The 17,809-nt window shown below is 72.7% G+C and carries 16 protein-coding genes; 4 read left to right on the top strand and 12 right to left on the bottom strand.

Annotated features, from left to right (window positions below):
• Positions 1-19: 19 nt before the first annotated feature.
• Both ACFVYX_RS05830 and ACFVYX_RS05825 read right to left on the bottom strand, forming a co-directional pair.
• Positions 20-808, bottom strand: coding sequence for a YcnI family protein (locus ACFVYX_RS05830; RefSeq protein ID WP_389680093.1), 789 nt, complete (start codon positions 806-808; stop codon positions 20-22).
• Between the two features lie 164 nt (positions 809-972).
• Positions 973-1,758 (bottom strand): hypothetical protein, encoded by a 786-nt coding sequence (locus ACFVYX_RS05825; protein WP_389680092.1) that lies wholly within the window; start codon positions 1,756-1,758, stop codon positions 973-975.
• A gap of 204 nt (positions 1,759-1,962) precedes the next feature.
• On the opposite strand from ACFVYX_RS05825, the gene ACFVYX_RS05820 reads away from it, so the two are divergent.
• Complete coding sequence (locus ACFVYX_RS05820) at positions 1,963-2,418, top strand: ATP-binding protein (protein ID WP_389680091.1); 456 nt, start codon at positions 1,963-1,965, stop codon at positions 2,416-2,418.
• Between the two features lie 129 nt (positions 2,419-2,547).
• On the opposite strand, the gene ACFVYX_RS05815 is transcribed toward ACFVYX_RS05820, so the two are convergent.
• Positions 2,548-4,011 (bottom strand): aminopeptidase P family protein, encoded by a 1,464-nt coding sequence (locus ACFVYX_RS05815; protein ID WP_389680090.1) that lies wholly within the window; start codon positions 4,009-4,011, stop codon positions 2,548-2,550.
• A gap of 114 nt (positions 4,012-4,125) precedes the next feature.
• Complete coding sequence (locus tag ACFVYX_RS05810; RefSeq protein ID WP_389680089.1) at positions 4,126-5,577, bottom strand: PP2C family protein-serine/threonine phosphatase; 1,452 nt, start codon at positions 5,575-5,577, stop codon at positions 4,126-4,128.
• Between the two features lie 565 nt (positions 5,578-6,142).
• On the opposite strand from ACFVYX_RS05810, the gene ACFVYX_RS05805 reads away from it, so the two are divergent.
• Together ACFVYX_RS05805 and ACFVYX_RS05800 are read left to right on the top strand one after the other, a co-directional pair.
• Positions 6,143-6,823 (top strand): bifunctional DNA primase/polymerase, encoded by a 681-nt coding sequence (locus tag ACFVYX_RS05805; RefSeq protein ID WP_389680088.1) that lies wholly within the window; start codon positions 6,143-6,145, stop codon positions 6,821-6,823.
• A 168-nt stretch (positions 6,824-6,991) separates the two neighbouring features.
• Positions 6,992-7,642: a hypothetical protein gene (locus ACFVYX_RS05800; RefSeq protein ID WP_389680087.1), complete on the top strand. Its 651-nt coding sequence runs from the start codon at positions 6,992-6,994 to the stop codon at positions 7,640-7,642.
• Between the two features lie 220 nt (positions 7,643-7,862).
• Here ACFVYX_RS05800 and ACFVYX_RS05795 read toward each other — a convergent pair whose 3' ends face one another.
• From ACFVYX_RS05795 to ACFVYX_RS05785, 3 genes are all read right to left on the bottom strand, one after another.
• Complete coding sequence (locus tag ACFVYX_RS05795; protein WP_389680086.1) at positions 7,863-8,840, bottom strand: DUF5926 family protein; 978 nt, start codon at positions 8,838-8,840, stop codon at positions 7,863-7,865.
• A gap of 285 nt (positions 8,841-9,125) precedes the next feature.
• On the bottom strand, positions 9,126-9,731 hold the full coding sequence (locus ACFVYX_RS05790) for an ATP-binding protein (protein ID WP_389680085.1): 606 nt from the start codon (positions 9,729-9,731) through the stop codon (positions 9,126-9,128).
• 103 nt (positions 9,732-9,834) lie between these two features.
• Positions 9,835-10,656 carry a glycerophosphodiester phosphodiesterase gene (locus tag ACFVYX_RS05785; protein WP_389680084.1) on the bottom strand — a complete coding sequence of 274 codons (822 nt, stop codon included), beginning with the start codon at positions 10,654-10,656 and terminating at the stop codon, positions 9,835-9,837.
• Between the two features lie 199 nt (positions 10,657-10,855).
• On the opposite strand from ACFVYX_RS05785, the gene ACFVYX_RS05780 reads away from it, so the two are divergent.
• A complete protein-coding gene (locus ACFVYX_RS05780) occupies positions 10,856-12,343 on the top strand; it encodes a S1C family serine protease (RefSeq protein WP_389680083.1) in 1,488 nt (495 codons plus the stop codon).
• Between the two features lie 184 nt (positions 12,344-12,527).
• Here ACFVYX_RS05780 and ACFVYX_RS05775 read toward each other — a convergent pair whose 3' ends face one another.
• From ACFVYX_RS05775 to ACFVYX_RS05755, 5 genes are all read right to left on the bottom strand, one after another.
• A complete protein-coding gene (locus tag ACFVYX_RS05775; protein WP_389680082.1) occupies positions 12,528-13,973 on the bottom strand; it encodes a multicopper oxidase family protein in 1,446 nt (481 codons plus the stop codon).
• Complete coding sequence (locus tag ACFVYX_RS05770) at positions 13,957-14,526, bottom strand: hypothetical protein (RefSeq protein ID WP_389680081.1); 570 nt, start codon at positions 14,524-14,526, stop codon at positions 13,957-13,959. The genes ACFVYX_RS05775 and ACFVYX_RS05770 overlap by 17 nt, the downstream gene beginning before the upstream one ends.
• Positions 14,523-15,464 (bottom strand): alpha/beta hydrolase family protein, encoded by a 942-nt coding sequence (locus ACFVYX_RS05765; protein ID WP_389680080.1) that lies wholly within the window; start codon positions 15,462-15,464, stop codon positions 14,523-14,525. The genes ACFVYX_RS05770 and ACFVYX_RS05765 overlap by 4 nt, the downstream gene beginning before the upstream one ends.
• A gap of 86 nt (positions 15,465-15,550) precedes the next feature.
• The gene (locus tag ACFVYX_RS05760; protein WP_389680079.1) at positions 15,551-16,984 is read right to left on the bottom strand and encodes an FAD-binding oxidoreductase; all 1,434 of its coding nucleotides are present in this window, start codon (positions 16,982-16,984) and stop codon (positions 15,551-15,553) included.
• Between the two features lie 84 nt (positions 16,985-17,068).
• Positions 17,069-17,671, bottom strand: a complete 603-nt coding sequence (locus ACFVYX_RS05755; protein WP_389680078.1) for an NADPH-dependent FMN reductase — start codon at positions 17,669-17,671, stop codon at positions 17,069-17,071.
• Positions 17,672-17,809: the final 138 nt, after the last annotated feature.

Genomic DNA, 17,809 nt, shown 5'->3' with positions numbered 1-17,809 from the left:
TCTCGGGTGGGTGCGGCCGTCAGAGCGAGCGGCGACGGCCGGCGAGGACACCGAAGGCGACACCCGCGGCACCGACGAAGATGCCGATGACGCCGAGGATCCGGGCCGTGGTGTCGGAGGAGCCGGCGTCGGCCGTCTCCTTGTGCGAGGCCGTCCTGTCCTCGTGCCCGCCGTCCTTCTCGTCCGCGGAAGCGGAAGCGGAGGCGGAAGCGGAGGCAGAGGCGGACGGGGCGGCGGCACCGCCGTGGTGGTCGGCGGAGGCGGCGGAGAGCTTCAGGACGGGGGCGGGGTTCTGCGGCTCCTCCGCGCCCTCCTTCTGCTCCTCGATCCAGCGCACGACCTCCTTGTTGTCGTACGTCTGGATCGCCTTGAGGACCAGCTGGTCGGCGTCCTCGGGCAGCTGTCCGAGGGAGAGCGGGAACTGCTGGAACTGGCCGGGTCCGATCTTCGAACCGTCCGCGGTCCACGTCACCTTGGAGACGGCATCGTTGATCGTCCTGCCGTGCACCTCCAGTGGCTTGCTGAGCTTGCTCCTGGTCACCTCGGCCTTCCAGCCGGGGACGGGCTGCGGCATGACGGAGGCGAGCGGGTGGTCGAGCGGGAAGTTGACCTCGACCTTCACGGTGGAGGCGTTGTCGCGCTCGTTCGGGACCTTGATGTTGACGGTCGCGTAGCCGCCCTTGGCGGCCTCGCCCTCCGGCTGCACGCTCACATGCGCGAAGGCGGTGCCGGACAGCAGGGCGACGGAGGAGAGAGCGATGCCGCCGGCGAGGGCGACCCGGAAGAAGGGCACACGGGACATGGTCATGGCAGAAGACACTCCAGCTCGGAGAAGGACGGTGGGGTCCGGCGCGCCGGAGGAAGGAGAACCTCCACGGCCGCGCCGACGATCGCGGTCCCGCTCCCGTGGAGCGGACCGCGGCGGACCGCGTCGACCCGCGTCGGCCTGAGTCGGCCTGTGGGAGACCTGGGTCAGGCGGCGAGGACGCAGTCGGCGGCCGGCGGGCCGCGCCTGATCACCGTGTCCCTGAGCGCCTCGGCCACCGTCGGCGGCGAGGAGTCGAAGGCCGTACGGGCCGTCCGCAGCGGCCCGGTGCCGGGAGCCGTCGGGAGCCCGGCGAGCATCGCCCGTACGAGACGGAGCGCGGCCCGCAGCGAGCGGACGAGGGCGCACTCGGCGAGCTCCGTCGCGCCCTGCTCGGAGAGTTCGACCAGGCGGCTGAGGGCGAGGTCCCCGCGGCGCAGCAGCCAGCCCGTGGCGAGTGCCGCGAGCAGGTGGCCGAGGAGCATGGGAAGGCCGGGCAGCAGCTCGGCGGGCGCGGCCGCGGTGACGGCCGTGTGTCCCGCGTGGGCGCCCGCCCCCGCCGACGACGGATCCAGTCCGGCGTCGCGGATGACCCGGGCGGCGTCGGCGGAGCTGAGGGACGCGGCCCCCGCTCCGCAGACGAGCCGCGCCGCCATCCGGATGAGGGCGTCGTCCGCCTCGGGGCCCAGGCCGAGCCTGCGCTGGCCGAGGCCGAAGAGGACGTGCAGGCCGAGCTGGCCGCCGGCGAGGGCGCCGACGACGAAGCCCAGGGAGCGTTCGCGTCCGGTGAAGAGGAGGGTGACGCCGAAGACGCCGAGGAACCCGGCGAGCAGCGACCACAGGGCGATCCCCGCACAGGCCGCGAGGGCGTGCCCGAGCGCGGACAGCACGACGCAGACCGCGGTGAACACCGCGGCCCTCAGCAGCCGTGGAGCGAGCGCGGGGGCATTCATGGCGGGCCCATCATCGCACCAGCGGCCCCACCGGCATGAGGCAGGTCCATAAGGTCGCTCTTGGGGGCCTTCGGGGTGACATACACCGGCCTGAGGGCCCGGTGCATCCGCCGAACGAGCGCTCTTGACGCCTCCGGGGGCTTACGAAGGGCTCCATCCGGCTATACCTACCGGTAGGTATAGCCGCTGCCGGGAGGCTGGAGCATGAGCATCTTGTGGTCACTCCATCTGCGGCGCGAGGCTGCGAGCGTGCCGCTCGCCCGGCGGCTCCTGATGGGCACGATGGAGACGGCGGGCGTCGATCCGGACGTGTCCTACGAGCTGTCGGTCGCGCTGTCCGAGGCGTGTGCGAACGCGGTGGAGCACGGCGGCGGAGCCGGGCGCGGCCGGCCGTACGGGGCGCCGACGGGGGCGTACCGGGTGACGGCGTACCTGGACGGGGAGACCTGCCGGATCGAGGTGGCCGATTCGGGGCCGGGCTTCCCTGGCGCCGAGCTTCCCGCGGCCTCGGCGGACGCCGAGAACGGCCGGGGGCTGCGGCTGATCGAGGAGCTCGCCGACCATGTGCACTTCGGCAACCGGTCGGGCCGGGGCGGCGCGGTGGTCAGCTTCGACAAGATCCTGAAGTGGAAGGACAGCCCTTCCCTGCTCATGGCCTGACCGCCGGAGGCCGTACGGGCCTGACCGCCGGAGGCCGTACGGGCGTGATGGCCGGAGGCCGTACGGGAAGGGGGAAGGGCCCCCGCCGGTCGGTCGACGGGGGCCCTTCGCTTCCAACGTACGCCGGGGTCAGCCCTTCAGCGCGGCCATCCACGCCTCGACCTCGTCGGAGCGGCGCGGCAGCCCCTCCGAGAGGTTCCGGTTGCCGTCCTCGGTGACGAGGATGTCGTCCTCGATCCGGACGCCGATGCCGCGGTACTCCTCCGGCACGGTCAGGTCGTCGGCCTGGAAGTACAGACCCGGCTCGACCGTCAGGCACATGCCCGGCGCGAGCGTCGTGTCGACGTAGGCCTCGGTGCGCGCGGCGGCGCAGTCGTGGACGTCCATACCGAGCATGTGGCCGGTGCCGTGCAGGGTCCAGCGGCGCTGGAGGCCGAGCTCCAGGACGCGCTCGACCGGCCCCTCGACGAGACCCCACTCGACGAGCTTCTCGGCGAGGACGCGCTGGGCGGCGTCGTGGAAGTCGCGGTAGGCGGCGCCGGGCTTCACCGCGGCGATGCCGGCCTCCTGCGCCTCGTACACGGCGTCGTAGATCTTGCGCTGGAGCTCGGTGTACCGGCCGTTGATCGGCAGGGTGCGGGTGATGTCCGCGGTGTAGAGCTCGGTGGTCTCCACGCCGGCGTCGAGCAGCAGCAGGTCGCCGGAGCGGACGTCGCCGTCGTTGCGGACCCAGTGCAGGGTGGTGGCGTGCGGGCCCGCGGCGCAGATGGAGCCGTAGCCGATGTCGTTGCCCTCGACGCGGGCGCGCAGGAAGAACGTGCCTTCGATGTAGCGCTCGCTGGTGGCCTCCGCCTTGTCGAGGACCTTGACGACGTCCTCGAAACCGCGGGCGGTGGAGGCGCAGGCCTTCTCCAGCTCGGCGATCTCGAAGGAGTCCTTGATGAGGCGGGCCTCGGAGAGGTACACGCGCAGCTCTTCGTCGCGCTCGGCGGTGACCTTGTCGGTCAGCGCGGCCTCGATGCCGGCGTCGTGGCCCCGGACGGCGCGGACGGGCCCCGTCGCCTCCTTGAGGGCGGCGGCGAGCTCGCGGACGTCCTTCGCGGGGATGCCGAGGAGCTGCTGGGCCTCGGTGAGGGAGTGGCGGCGGCCGACCCACAGCTCGCCCTGGCCGTCGAGCCAGAACTCGCCGTTCTCCCGGTCGGAGCGCGGCAGCAGGTAGACCGTCGCCTCGTGGCCGTCGGCCGTGGGCTCCAGGACGAGGACGCCGTCGTGCGTCTGGTCGCCGGTGAGGTACGCGTACTCGGTGGAGGCGCGGAAGGCGTACTCGGTGTCGTTCGACCGGGTCTTCAGGTTGCCGGCCGGGATCACCAGGCGCTCGCCGGGGAAGCGGGCGGACAGGGCGGCCCGGCGCGCGGCGGTCTTGTCGGCCTGGGCGATCGGCTCGAGTCCCCGCAGCTCCGTGTCGGCCCAGCCGGACTTCATGTTCTCGGCCAGCTCGTCGGACACGCCCGGGTAGAGGCCGTTCTTCCGCTGCTTGATCGCCTGCTGCTCGTCGGTCTCTTCCGGGGTCTCCGGCGTGAGCTCCTCGGCCACGGGTCTGCCTCCTCTTGGTACGACACTGAACCCCCACCATCGTACGGTCGTACGGAAGGGGGCCCAGGGCCGGAAGACCCATTACCGCTGAGTCACCGCGGGGTCACGTGTCGCTCACTCGAAGCGGGCCGCGAGCAGGACCACGTCCTCCCCGTCCACGGCGGTGTCGAGGCCCTCGGGCAGCATGGTCCGCAGGACGTGGTCGGCGACGGCGCCCGGGTCGCCCCGGTCCGCCTTCGGCACGCTCGCGGCGGCGGCGTGGAGCCGGGCGAAGGCGCGGTCCATGGCGTCGCCGGTACGGCGCAGCAGCCCGTCCGTGTAGAGAAGCACCGTTTCTCCGGGTGCCGGGGACAGCTCCACGCTCGGCGCCTCCCAGCAGGAGAGCATCCCGAGCGGGGCCGAGAGCGAGGTCTCGACGTACTCGGTGCGCCGCTCGCCGACGACCAGCGGCGGGGCGTGTCCGGCCCCGGCGAGGACGATGCGGCGCCGCGCGGGCTCGGCGTACGCGAAGAGCGCGGTCGCGGAGCGGGCGGGTTCGGTGAGGCGGAGGAGGAGTTCCAGGTCGGAGAGGACGGCGACGGGGTCCTCGCCCTCCATCACCGCGTACGCCCGCAGGGAGGCGCGCAGCCGGCCCATGGCGGCGAGCGCGCTGGGCCCGGTCCCGGAGACGGAGCCGACGGCGAGCCCGAGGGTGCCCTCGGGCAGCGGCAGCGCGTCGTACCAGTCGCCGCCGCCCCGGGGTCCGGTGCGGTGGCGGGCGGCGAGCTGGACGCCGGGGACGCGGGGGAGGCGGCTCGGGAGCAGCTCCTCGGCGATGGTGGCGACCCGCACGCGGGCGCGTTCGACCTGGAGGAGGCGGGCGAGGTGCTCGGTGGCGAAGCGGCCGTAGAGCCCGATGAGGTGGCGCTGGCGGTCGGTGGGTTCGGCGGGCTCGTCGTAGAGCCAGACGGCGGCGCCGAGCCGGCCTGCCTCCTCGGTGGCGAGGGGGAGGGCGTAGCTGGCGGCGTAGCCGAGGCGGGCGGCGACCTCGCGGTGGCGCGGGTCGAGGCCTTCCTCGGTGCGTACGTCCCGGATGGCGATCGGATCGGGGACGCGCTCGGGGTGGAGCGGGTCGGGGAGGCCGTCGAGGAGGCGGCCGTAGCTGCTGGTGCCGCGCGGGACGGTCTCGATGGTGCCGAGGTCGGAGTGGGCGAGGCCGAGGCCGATGATGGAGGCGGGGCCGAGTCCGTCGGCCGGTTCGAGGACGGCCATGCCGCGGCGGGCCCCGACGAGGGCGGCGCCGGCGCCGAGCGCCTCCCGGAGGGCCTCGTCGAGGGAGGAGGTCCTGATGAGGCGCTCGGTGAGTTCGTGGAGGGTGGTGAGGTCGGAGACCCAGGCGGCGAGCCTGTCCTGGATCAGCGCCCCGGGCGGGGGGACCGGATCGGAGGGGGGCGCCGCCGCGGGCACCCCGGGGAGGGGCGGCGTAGTGTGCGGGGACCCGGGAACCGTTGAATCGATTCCAGCCACTTTCGGCATCTGTGGGGCGCTCATGTCAGTCGGCTTTCCGACCGGTGCGTTTGACGCCATAGCATCGCAAACCCCCATGTCATTCTGAGCCGCTCGATGCATCCACATGTACACGCACAAGAGGAACGATGTCCAGCATTGTCCCCACGGGACTTGTGGTGTCCGTGAGGTTGCGCGAGGGGGTTGAAGTACGCGGCAAGTTGGCCGAAAATTGTCCCCGGTGTGCACCTTTTGCGGTCGACTGGCGTCGTTTGAAAGCGCGTCATTCCGAGCGTGCTGGGTACGTAATCGGTGACAGGCAGGGGCAGTTGGAGCTGCCCCGGAACGCGACGCGGAACCCCGGCGTCTTATCTGCCGCAGGCCGCAGCCCGTCACCGAGTGGCGGGGAACGTGTTCTGGCCCGCCCTGGTTCCGTCCCGGCTCCATCTCGTTCTGACCTGGCTCCACCTGGTTCTGGTCCCCGCTCCATTCCGGTCCCGCGTGGTTCCACCTGATGACGGCCCGCCGGCCCCGCTCCGACGGGGGCCGCACCCCCGCCGACCCGGTACGCGCTGATACGCACGGTGAAGTGTCCTGCACATGGTGTGAAGTGGATTCGGCGTTCAACGGAAAGGAACGAGCGCTCATGCGCGAGATCCTCGGAAGGCGACGCAGGCTCCGGTTCCGGCGCAAGGCGAGGACAGCCCGGCTCGACGCGGCTGTCACGTTCGCCGTCGAGTGGAACTGGCCCGTCCTGCCCGGAGCAGGCCTGAGAGCGACGACCCGTACGGGCGCGGGGGCCGCCTGCCGCTGTCCCGACCCCGACTGCGTGGTGCCGGGCGCCCACCCCTACGACCCCGGGCTGCTCGCGGCCACCACGGACGAGCGGATGATCCGCTGGTGGTGGACCCGGCGCCCGGACGCCCCGGTGGTCCTCGCCACGGGCGGCGGCGCGCCCTGCGCGGTCAGCCTGCCCGCGGTGGCGGGGGCCCGGGCGCTCGCCGCGCTCGACGGGACCGGCATGCGGCTCGGCCCGGTGGTGGCGACCCCGACCCGGTGGTCGATCCTCGTCGCCCCCTATGACCTCGAACGGCTCGGTGAGCTGCTGTACGCGAAGGACAGCGTGCCGAGCTCGCTGCGGTTCCACGGCGAGGGCGGCTATCTGCTGCTGCCCCCCTCGGTCGCCGGCACCGGACAGGTGCGGTGGGAACGGGCGCCGCTCGCGGGCTCGGCCCGGCCGTGGCTGCCGGACGTGGAGGCGGTGGTCGACGCCCTGGTGGCGGCGAGCACGAGCACACCGGGCGGCGGAAGCCGACTCGCGTACTGACGGGCGCGGCTCGCCCGCCTTCCGGGGCTCGGGCCGTTCACCCGAACGGGTGTGCCGCGGTCCCACTTCTACGGGAAACGGGCGCGCGGCCGACCGGGCGCCCGCCGCCCGCCGCTATGTTCACCCCACCGTCCGAGATCTCCAGCCGAGCAGGAACAGGTGGGGCGCATGAGTCCGGTGAACCTCCGCGTGGTCGGACTCGGGGCCGCCGTCACGGTCGCCGTCCTGCTGCCGCTCGTCGCGGCGGCGGGACAGACGGGCGACCCCGCACGACCGGCCGGCCCGGCGGGGGCGGCCGGCGCGGGCGACGCGAAATCCGGGGATCTGCTGACGGGGCTCGGCCTCGGCGCCCGTACGCCGGCCTCGCCGGCCCCCACCGCCCCCGCTGCCGAGGCCCCCGCTTCCCGGTCCGCTCCGTCCGCTCCGTCCGCACCGGCCGCCGTCTCCGCCGCCCCCGTGTCTCCGGAACGGGTCTCCCACTGTGGGCCGGAACTCGCCTCCCCCGAGGGGGTGGAGGCGCAGACCTGCGTGCTGGCCGAGGGACCCGACACGTGGGCGCGTACGTACTACCGGAACGCAACCGGACAGGAAATCGACGCGTTTCTGACCCTCATGGCCCCCGGCGGGCGCACCGTACAGGTCCGTTGTCCGGTCCCCGCGCAGGACGAACCGGGAGCCTGTGAAACGCCCGTGGAACGTGGTCGGGACAAGGTCACGGCGTATACGGCGGTCGCGGAATTCGCGGGCACGGGCGAGGGCGACAGCACTCCGCTGCTGCTCCGGGCCGGGAGCAACACGGCGGAGCGGGAAGGAAGTTGAGCGTCGACGCCCCGGAGCCTTCCGGAAGCGGACATGGAAAGGCCCGATCGCTGGCGACGGGGGATGCACCAGCGACCGGGCTTCCAGAACGGTAACAAGAGATCTGCTGTTCGCAAATTCGATCTCGGTTATTCGGACAGGGATTTACCCGCCCGCGGACACTCTTGTGGCGGAAGTCACCGACCGGTCGGTCTGTCAGTCACCGATACCACCCGGGGTATCAGCTGAGAGTGACCTGACGGTTCGTGAGGCCGCCGCGCGCCCGCCGCTCCTCCGCGGTGAGCGGGGCGTCCGAGGCGAGCGCCCCGGCCAGCCGCTCGGCGAACTCGGCGGCCGGCTTCTCGCAGTCCTCGGCGGTCATCGACATCGGCAGGTCCCAGACCGGCACCATCAGCCCGTGGGCGCGGAACGAGCCCACGAGCCGGGTGTCCTGGCCCAGGGAGGTGCCGTCGCCGGCCTGGAGGCGGGCCAGCGCGTCGAGCAGCTTCTCCTCCGGGTACGGCATGACCCAGCGCAGGTGGTTCTTGTCCGGCGTCTCGCACCAGTACGCGGAGTCGACGCTCGCCAGCTTCACGGTCGGGATCGCGGCCGCGTTGGCCCGCTCCAGGGAGGCGGCGACCTCCGGGTCCGCGCCGTCGGCGGACTGCGGGATCCAGAACTCGAAGCCCGAGTGGACCTCAGGGGCGAACGGGGCGTCCGCGTCGAGCAGGTCCTGGAGGCGCGGGCCCTCGGCCGGTACGCGGCGCGCGGGGACCGGGGTGCCCGGCTCGGTCTCCAGGGCGCGCTGGAGCGTGTCTGCGAGGTCGCGGGCGAGGTCGCCGGAGGTGGAGTCGTTCTGCAGGGCGAGCAGGACGGAGCCGTCGTCGCGGCGCAGCGCCGGCCACGCCATCGGCAGCACGGTCGCGAGCGTCACGGAGGGAACGCCCTCCGGCAGTCCGCCCTTCAGGGTGAGCGGCACGGTCGCCGCGGGCACCAGCTCGCGCAGCGCGACCCAGTCGCACTCGCCGGGCAGACCCTCGAAGGGGCGCTGGACGAGCTCGGTCACGGCGTGCGAGGCGGCCCGGCCGTGACACGCCTTGTAGCGGCGGCCGGAGCCGCACGGGCACGGCTCGCGCGCGCCGACGACCGGGATCTCCCCGTTCGTGACCTGTGCCTGGCCGGCCTTGCCGGCCTTCGTCTGGGGGCGCTTCTTGGCCATGGTGTGGCTTTCTCCCGATCGCGGCGTGCGGTGCTTGTTCCGGGCGCGAGCCTAGCCGCACCGACCACCGGCACCCCTCAGGCGGGCCGCGCCGCCCCACGCGACGCCGAGGCGGCGGACCCGCCGTGCCGGGCGTCGCCCCGGGCGCCGTGCGCGTCCGGCGCGAGACTCCCGCGCATCCTGGCGACCGCGCGCGGAGTCCGGCGTCCGCGCGCTGTGTCCGGGCGCCGGCAGCGAACGGCCGCGCGGCCTCCGGCATCCGAAGCCCGCGCGGCGCCCTCCGCGTCAGTCGAGATCGTCGTACGCGTCGAGGATGTCGTAGCGCGAACCGCCGCCGCCGACGCGGGCCGCGAAGTCCTCGCGGCGGTGCCCCTCGGTGACCACCACCCAGACCGTCACCTCGCCGGTCGCGCTGTCCCGTACGCCCCAGTCCTGGGCCAGCGCGCTGATGATGTTCAGCCCACGGCCTCCCCGTGCGGTGACCGAGGGCGTCGACGGCACGGGCCGTGTCGGCCCGCCGCCGTCCGTGACCTCGACCCGGAGCCCGCCCGCGGAATCCACCCGCCAGGCCGCCCGTACGTCCCCGTCGCCCCGATCCGCCCGCCCCAGCGGCCTGCCGTACCGGCAGGCATTGCTGAGCAGTTCGGAAAGGATCAGTACCGCGTCGTCGACGACCGAATCGGACACCCCGCTGCGGTACAGCTCGTCCCGCATCCGGTGTCTCGCCTCACCCACGCCCGCAGGGCCATGGGGTACGGCCATGCTCGACGACGTGGGCACCTCCTGTGCCACCACCAACGCCACCCCCGAGACCTCCTTTGCCCCACGCCACCGTGTGGATGCCCCAATGGCCTGGACCGGAAACCGGCCAATCCGCGTTCGATGAGGCACTCGTGACGATCGCGTAGGTACGGAACGCGCCGGTGCACGCCCCGTCATCCCCGTAAACCCTTGTGACGCAAGGGAAGGAAGGGGCTGAGCGGGCGGTGGGGGTTCAGCCGCGGCCCAACTGGGAGAGCACCTGCTTGGGCCGGTTCGTGATGATCGCGTCCACGCCGAGGCGCTCGCAGAGTTCGACGTCCTCGGCGTCGTCCACCGTCCAGACGTGGACCTCGTGCCCGGCCTTCCGGAGCCGCAGGATCACGGCGGGGTGGTGCCGGACGATCCGGATCGAGGGCCCCGCGATGCGCGCGCCCGCGGGAAGCCGTCCGTCACGCAGTCGCGGCGAGACGAACTGGGCGAGGGAGACGGTGGGGAGCGTCGGCGCGGCCAGGGCGATCCGCTGCAGCGAGCGGGCCGAGAAGCTCATGACGCGTACGGGGGAGTCGTCGGGGGACGCGGGCGCGTCGAGGCCGAACCGCTTGAGGAGCTGGAGGAGCCGCTCCTCGACCTGGCCCGCCCAGCGGGTGGGGTGCTTGGTCTCGATGGCGAGCTCGACCCGGCGCCCGGCGTCGGAGACCAGTTCGAGGAGGCGCTCCAGGGTGAGGACTGACGTGTACCCGGGGTCTCGCCAGTCGGGGCTCTCGCCGGAGTCGTCACGGCCCTTCCAGGTGCCGAAGTCGAGGGCGGTGAGATGGGCGAGCTCAAGGGCGGATACGGCGCCGCGGCCGTTCGAGGTGCGGTCGACGCGGCGGTCGTGGACGCAGACCAGATGGCCGTCGGCGGTGAGCCGGACGTCGCACTCCAGGGCGTCGGCGCCGTCCTCGATGGCCTTCACATAGGCGGCCAGGGTGTGTTCCGGTGCGTCTTCGGAGGCTCCACGGTGGGCGACGACCTGGAGGGGGACGCGGTTCGGGTGCTGCCGTGCGTGAGTCACGGCGTCATGGTGCCATTGGCGGGGTACGGCGGGCACACCGGAATGCGTCCGTTCTGTCCGTATATAAAGGGAGGAGTGCGAACGCACAGCTCCGCCTTACAGCGGCCTGACGTCCAGTGGGAAAAGCTGGTGGAGCACTCTGGACCCAGTAGGTGACCCTGAGGCACCACACCCGCGTAGTCAACGAGGAGAGAGAGCTGTGAGCACCGAGAACGAGGGCACGGCGGTTCCGGCGGACCCGGCTGCCCCGTCCGCCCCGCCGACACCTCCCTCGACCCCGACCCCGACGCCGTCCCCGGCCCCGGCCCCGGCGACGGACCCGACGCCGCCCTCCGCCACGACCCCGGACCCGACGCCGTCCCCGGCGACCGCCCCCACGGCGGCCCAGACCCCGCCTCCGGCGGCGCCGCCCGCGGCCCCCGCCGACGCCCCGACGGCGGTCCAGGCCCCCGTGCCCGCCCCCGCCTCCGCCGGTGCGGCGGGTGGCTGGCCGCCTCCGCCCCCGGCCGTGCCGGCCTGGGGCGCCCCGCCGCCCGCGCACCCCGCTCCGATGGCACCGCGCAGGCGGACCGGCGGCCTCGTGGCGGCCGTGCTCGCCGCGGCGCTCGTCGCGGGCGGCATCGGCGGCGGCATCGGCTACTGGGCGGCCCAGCGCGGCGACGACGGAGTCAGCTCGACGACGGTCTCCTCGGGCGACACCCCGGCGTCCTTCAAGCGGGACCCCGGCACGGTCGCCGCGGTCGCGGCGCGGGCACTGCCGAGCGTGGTGACCATCCAGGCGAAGTCCGGCGGTTCGCAGCCCGAGGGCGAGGGCGGCACGGGCACCGGCTTCGTGTACGACCAGGAGGGCCACATCGTCACCAACAACCACGTGGTGGCGTCGGCGGCGGACGGCGGCACGCTCTCCGTGACCTTCCCGGACGGCAAGGCGTACGACGCGGAGGTCGTCGGCCGGGCCGAGGGCTACGACGTGGCCGTACTGAAGCTCACGAACGCGCCGAAGGGCCTGAAGCCGCTGCCGCTCGGCGACTCCGACAAGGTGGCGGTCGGCGACTCGACGATCGCGATCGGCGCGCCCTTCGGCCTGTCGAACACGGTGACCACGGGCATCATCAGCGCCAAGAACCGTCCGGTCGCCTCGGGTGACGGCTCCGGCGGAAGCAACTCGTACATGAGCGCGCTGCAGACGGACGCGTCGATCAACCCGGGCAACTCCGGCGGCCCGCTGCTCGACGCGAGCGGCGCGGTGATCGGCATCAACTCGGCCATCCAGTCCACGGGAAGCGGCTTCGGCCAGTCCCAGGCGGGCTCGATCGGTCTGGGCTTCGCGATCCCGGTGAACCAGGCGAAGAACGTGGCCCAGCAGCTGATCAGGACGGGCAAGCCGGTCTACCCGGTGATCGGCGCGACGGTGAACATGAACGAGCGGGGCGAGGGTGCCACGATCGCCTCCCAGGGCTCGGGCGGCACCCCCTCGGTCGTCCCCGACGGCCCCGCGTCGAAGGCGGGCCTGAAGGCGGGCGACGTGATCACGGGCTTCGGCGACCGCCAGATCGACAGCGGCCCGACCCTGATCAGCGAGATCTGGACCCATAAGCCGGGCGACACCGTCAAGATCACCTACGAGCGCGACGGCAAGACCTCCACGGCCACCGTCACCCTCGGCGAACGCACCGGCGACAACTGACCCGGCCGCCGGGTGCCGTCCCCCGCGCGCCCGTGGACACACCGGCGCGCGGGGTGGGCCGCCCGAGTGGCCCGGGGAGCGGGCTGCCCGAGCGGACCAGGGACGGTCCTGGGATCCGGATCCGCGATCAGCTTCGCCGTGGGATCCATCCGGCCGGGGAGACCGGCCGGACAGGTGGATCCGTTCAGTCGACCACGTCGATGCGTCCCATCTGGCCGCCCGAGGAGTGGCCCAGCTGGTGGCAGTGGTAGAGGTACTGGCCCGCGTAGGGGCCCCAGGTCATCTTGATCTTCACGGTCTCGCCGGGAGCCAGGGTGACGGTGTCCTTCAGACCGGCGTCGCGGGAGTCCGCCGGCTTTCCGTTGCGCTCCACGACCCGGAAGTACGTCAGGTGGGTGTGGAAGCTGTGCCAGAGATGGAAGTCGGGCCGTCCGGCGGGGACGGGGGCCTCCGCGTTGGTGACCGTCCATAGTTCGGTGGTGCCCAGCCGGGCGGTGACGTCGGTCCGGTTCGGGTCGTAGAGCCGTCCGTTGATGGTCATCTCGGGGAAGGTGCGCAGTTCGAAGGAGCGCTCCACGGTGGGCCTGGGCAGCGGCTGTCGCCAGGTCAGCCGGCGCGGTACGTAGGACAGGTCCACGGCGGTGCGTGTCACGTCGAAGCGCAGGACCTCGGGCCGCTCGGTGGCCAGGGCGGCGGTGTTCTCCAGCACGACCGAGGTTCCGGGGCGGTGGCGGGAGAAGTCGACCACGACCTCGACGCGTTCGCCGCCGAGCATCAGCAGGTCCTCTGCCTGGACCGGGCTTTCCAGCAGTCCGCCGTCCGTGCCGATCACCGTGAAGGGCGTGTTGTCGGCGAAGCGCAGCCGCACGTACCGGTTCACGCAGGTGTTGTAGATCCGCAGCCGGTACTTGCGGGCGGCCACCTCGGTGTAGGGGCGTTCCTTGCCGTTGACGAGCATGTGGGGGCAGTCGGTGGGCCTGGTGTAGACGAGGGAGCCGTCCGCCTCCACGCGGGCGTCCCGGATGACCAGGGGGATGTCATGGGTGCCGGAGGGCAGGGGCAGCAGTTCCTCGCGGGGGTCGCGGATGAGGTACAGGCCGGCCAGTCCCCGGTAGACGTTCTCGGCTTCCAGGTGGTGGGCGTGGTCGTGGTACCAGAGGGAGGCGGCGTGCTGTTCGTTCGGGTAGTGGTAGGTCCGTTCGCCGCCGGGGGCGATGGTGTCCATGGGCAGTCCGTCGTGTTCCGAGAGGACGTGCGCGCCGTGCAGGTGGACGGCCGTGGGGACGTCGAGTTCGTTGATCTGCCGGATGACGACTTCGCGTCCGCGCCATGCGTTGACGGTGGGACCGGGGAAGGTGCCGCCGTAGGTGCGTACCGGGGTGGACAGGCCCTTGACCAGTTCGGCCCGGGTCTGCCGCATGCGGATCTCGTACAGGTCGGACGTGCGTGTGCGGCGTGCCGGGCGCAGCACGGCCGGGAGCGGCATGGGGTGTGCGAAGGGCGCGGAGTGGGCGGGCTCGGCGACTTCCGTCGCCTGAGCCGCCGTGGAGCCGGTGAGCCTGCTCCAGGGGACCAGGGTGGCGATGCCTCCGGCCGCTGCGACCTTCAGCAGACTACGACGCTGGACCATGATGGGTTTCTCTTCTCTTTCCTCGGGTGTGGACCGGGTCCCCTTGCCAGGGGACGCCGAGGGCGAACTGGAGCAGGACGGCGGCGACCGCGCAGGGGCTCAGGGCGCTCAGTACGAGGTCCGGTGCGGTTCCGGCGGCAGGTCCGACGAGGGAGCCGACGGGGACGGAGACCAGCGCCCCGGCGAGAGCGGCGGCTGTGGTGCAGGCCGCGCGGGCGGGCAGCGCGTGGCGGCGGTCCGGCCGTGTCCATCGGTGTACCGCCCGTCCTGCGACCACGAGTGCGGGCAGCAGCAGATAGAAGGCGGCCGTGCACAGGGCGAGTGTCAGTCCGGGTCCTACGGAGGGGTCGGGGGAGGCCGGGCCCGTGCTGTGCCACCAGGCGTGGTCGCCGGGCTGCGGGCCGGTCGGCCGGCTGCGTTCCCGGAGCGCGTAGGTGACGGCGACGGCGAGCGCGAGGGCGGTCATGCCCAGGTGCGCCGGGGACAGGGGGCCGAGTACGCGGGTCATGCCGGGGCCCGGGCGGTGGGTGTCCTGGGCGGGCGCGGTGGTCATGCCGGGGCCTGGGCGGTACGTGCCCGGCTCGACCGGGGTGCGCTGTGGTGCGCGGCCAGGCATTCCTCGAAGAATCCCAGGGCGCCCAGGTGGTAGGAGCGCGCCGCCCATCCGAGGCTGATGTTGTGCCCGGCGCCCGAGTGCCGGGTGAACCTCAGCACCTTGTCGGGGAAGGCTCGTTCCATCCGGGCCCTGGCCGCGTCGTCGTGCCGCCACCAGTACTCGAACTCCGCGAAGGTCATGCGGACGGGCATGTCGATGCGGGCGGCGACCTCGGGGAATCTGAGGGGCCAGTCCCGGGCTTCGGCGCACTCGCGCACGGGTCGTGCGGCGACCAGGGGGGCGAGGGAGGCGAAGGAGCCGTCCGGGTACAGGCGGAGCGGTCCCCAGTTGTGCCGCAGGCTCCCGGCGTGGTCGCGGTCGGGCAGTTGGTCGTGGGGTACGGCGTACTCGGCGCCGCAGCCGGACACGTCCACCGCGAGCACGGTCCCGGGGCGTGCCTGGGCGGCGGTGCGCAGGGCCAGTTTGCCGCCGTAGGAGTGGCCGAGCAGGAGGAAGCCGGCTCCGGTGATCCGGGTCCGTTCGTAGGTGTCGAGGGCCGCCAGCACGCGGGTGGCCTGTTCGGCGAGGGTCTCTCCCGCGGGCAGGTGGGCGGCGGAGGTTCCGTAGCCGGGCCGGTCGAGGGCGAGTACGGCGAAGCCCAGGTGTGCGGCCACGGTCAGCAGGGACAGCGTCGGGTGGGCCTGTCCGTCGAAGTAGCCGGCCCGCATGCCGCCGCCGTGCAGGGCGACGACGGTGGCCCGGGGCGGCCCGTCGGTGGGGTGGGCCAGCAGGCCGGAGAGGGGGACTCCCAGGGCGTCCAGCGTGATCGGCAGGACGCCGGGCGAGTGCTCCGCCGTGGTGGTGGCCCGTGGGGCTGCGGCCGGTATCGACGTCATGGAGCGCAACTCCTCGGTCGGCAGGAGGAAAGGGCGGGGCCCCGCACTGTGTGGTGCGGGGCCCCGGGTGAGAAGGGTGGGGCGGTTCAGTTGTGCGGTGCGGCCTCGGAGGCCGGCGGCACGTTGAAGTTGAACCGGAACAGGTTGCGGGGGTCGTGCGCGGCCTTGATCCGGGCCAGGCGCTCGTAGTTCTGCTTCGACCACAGGGAACGGACCTGGTCCTCGGACGGCTTGCGGCCGTCGCTGTGTACGAAGTTCAGCGACCGTCCCATGGTCCAGGGTGCCAGTGCCTCGTCCAGTCGTTCGTGGACCGGCCGTGCCACCTCCATGCCCACGTCCTCCAGCGCGGAGATCACCCGCAGCGCGTAGGCGGCGTCCCGGTGGCTCACGGCGTTCGGCGTGGCGGGGTCGCGTGCCACGGCGCCGCCCAGCTGCCTGATCTCGGTCATGACGCTGGCCGGGGCGTCGGCGCCGACGGTGTCCAGGATCGCCTTGACGGTGGCCGGGTTCAGGTCGGACAGCATGAAGCTGTTGCCGTAGACGACGTGCGGTTCCTCCGGCTCGTCGTGGATGGATCCGCTCTCGGTGTACGGGACGGGGGCGAGGGCGTCGACGAGGCGCGGGCCCACCGCCCTGAGCGGCTCGACCACTCGCTCCGCCTCCGCCGGATCGCCGTTGTAGGCGATCAGCACGATGGCCAGGAACTTGCCGCGGAACAGGGCGGGAATCGGTTCCAGGTTCGGCACCTGGACCAGTTTCAGGGCCCCGGTCATCTCTTCGGGGCAGTCCTGGGCCCAGGCGTGGAAGGCGTTCATGGCGTCTTCGACGTGCGGGGTGTCGAAGACCAGCCGCCCGCCGTAGAGGGAGGTGATCGGGAAGAGGTCGACCTCCATGGAGGTGACCACTCCGAAGTTGCCGCCGCCGCCGCGCAGCGCCCAGAACAGTTCGGGCTGGGTCTCGGGTCCGGTGCGCAGCAGTTCGCCGTTGCCGGTGACGATGTCGAGGGACCGCACGTGGTCGGCGGCGTAGCCGTACTGGCGGGCCACCAGGCCGAGGCCGCCTCCCAGGACGTAGGAGACGGCGCATACGTCGGGGAAGGAGCCGCTGAGGGGGGCGAGTCCGTGTTCGGCGGCCTGCTCGATGACCTGGCGCCAGGACGCGCCGGCGGCCACGCGGGCGGTGCGGGCCCGGGGGTCGATGTGGACGTCGTTCATCCGCCGGGTGGAGATCAGGAGGCCGCCTTCGGCGGCGTACGCCATGCCGTGCCCGGTGGCCTGTACGGAGATCGCGAGGTCGTGTTCGGCGGCGAAGGCGACGGCGGCGCGCACGTCGTCGACTCCGTCGACACCGACGACGATGTCAGGCCGGTTGCGCACGTAGGTCTGGTAGCCGGACAGTTCCTCGTCGAAGCCCTCCGAACCGGGAAACATCACCTGCCCCCGCACGGCGGTTAACAGCTCGGCGAGCTCGGGGCTCTCACGGGTGAGACGTGGTGCTGCGGGGTCGGGCTGCTCGGGCATGGTGCATCTTCTCCATAACGACGGGTCGGTGACCGGCGGTTCGCGCCGGACCGGCCACTCTAGTCAGGCTTTTTCCGAAGGGCTTCAACGACCGTACGGGTGGGCGGACTTGTGGTTCCGCAGGGCCTGCGCCCACCACAGGAGCTGGTCGAGCATGAGCTTCGCGGCCTGCTCACGGCCGGTCTGGTCCCCCTCGTTGCCGTTGAACCGGCCGTCGGGGGTCAGCGACTCGTTGATCCGGGGCAGGGCGACGGAGTCGCGCACGCACATGGCGTGGAGTTCCGAGAAGACCAGGCGCAGTTGTTCGACGGCGCGCAGGCCGCCGGACATGCCGAGCCCGTAGGAGACGAAACCGACCGGCTTCGCCTGCCATTCGAGGCGGAAGGAGTCGAGGGCGGTCTTCAGTACGCCGGGGAAGCTGCGGTTGTACTCCGGGACCACCACGAGGAAGGCGTCGGCCTGGTCCAGTCGAGGTGCGATCGTCTGCCGCTGCGGTGCGGAGGAGTCGAGGGAGTCCGGCAGGGCCGCCTGCGCCAGGTCGATGAGGTCGACGGTGAAGCCGCCGTGCAGGCCGGCTCGCTCCGCCGCCCACTCGGCGATGCCCGGGGCGAGGCGGCCGTGTCGGGCACTGGCGACGAGCACGGCGAGTCGTATGGGATTGGTGCTGGGATCGACGGTGTCCGTCATGGGACCGTTCCCTTCGATTCAGTGGGGAGGGCCGCCGGTGCGGCGGCGCATGCGGACGCTCCGGCACCCCGCCACGAGGGCGGGGTGCCGGTACCCGGGAGGGCGGGCGTACGGGGGATGCCACCCGCCCGTCCCGGG

Source organism: Streptomyces sp. NPDC058326 (assembly GCF_042879855.1).
GTDB lineage: Bacteria > Actinomycetota > Actinomycetes > Streptomycetales > Streptomycetaceae > Streptomyces.
The sequence above is the reverse complement of the archived record's forward strand: the minus strand, read 5'-3'. Positions and strand labels throughout refer to the sequence as shown.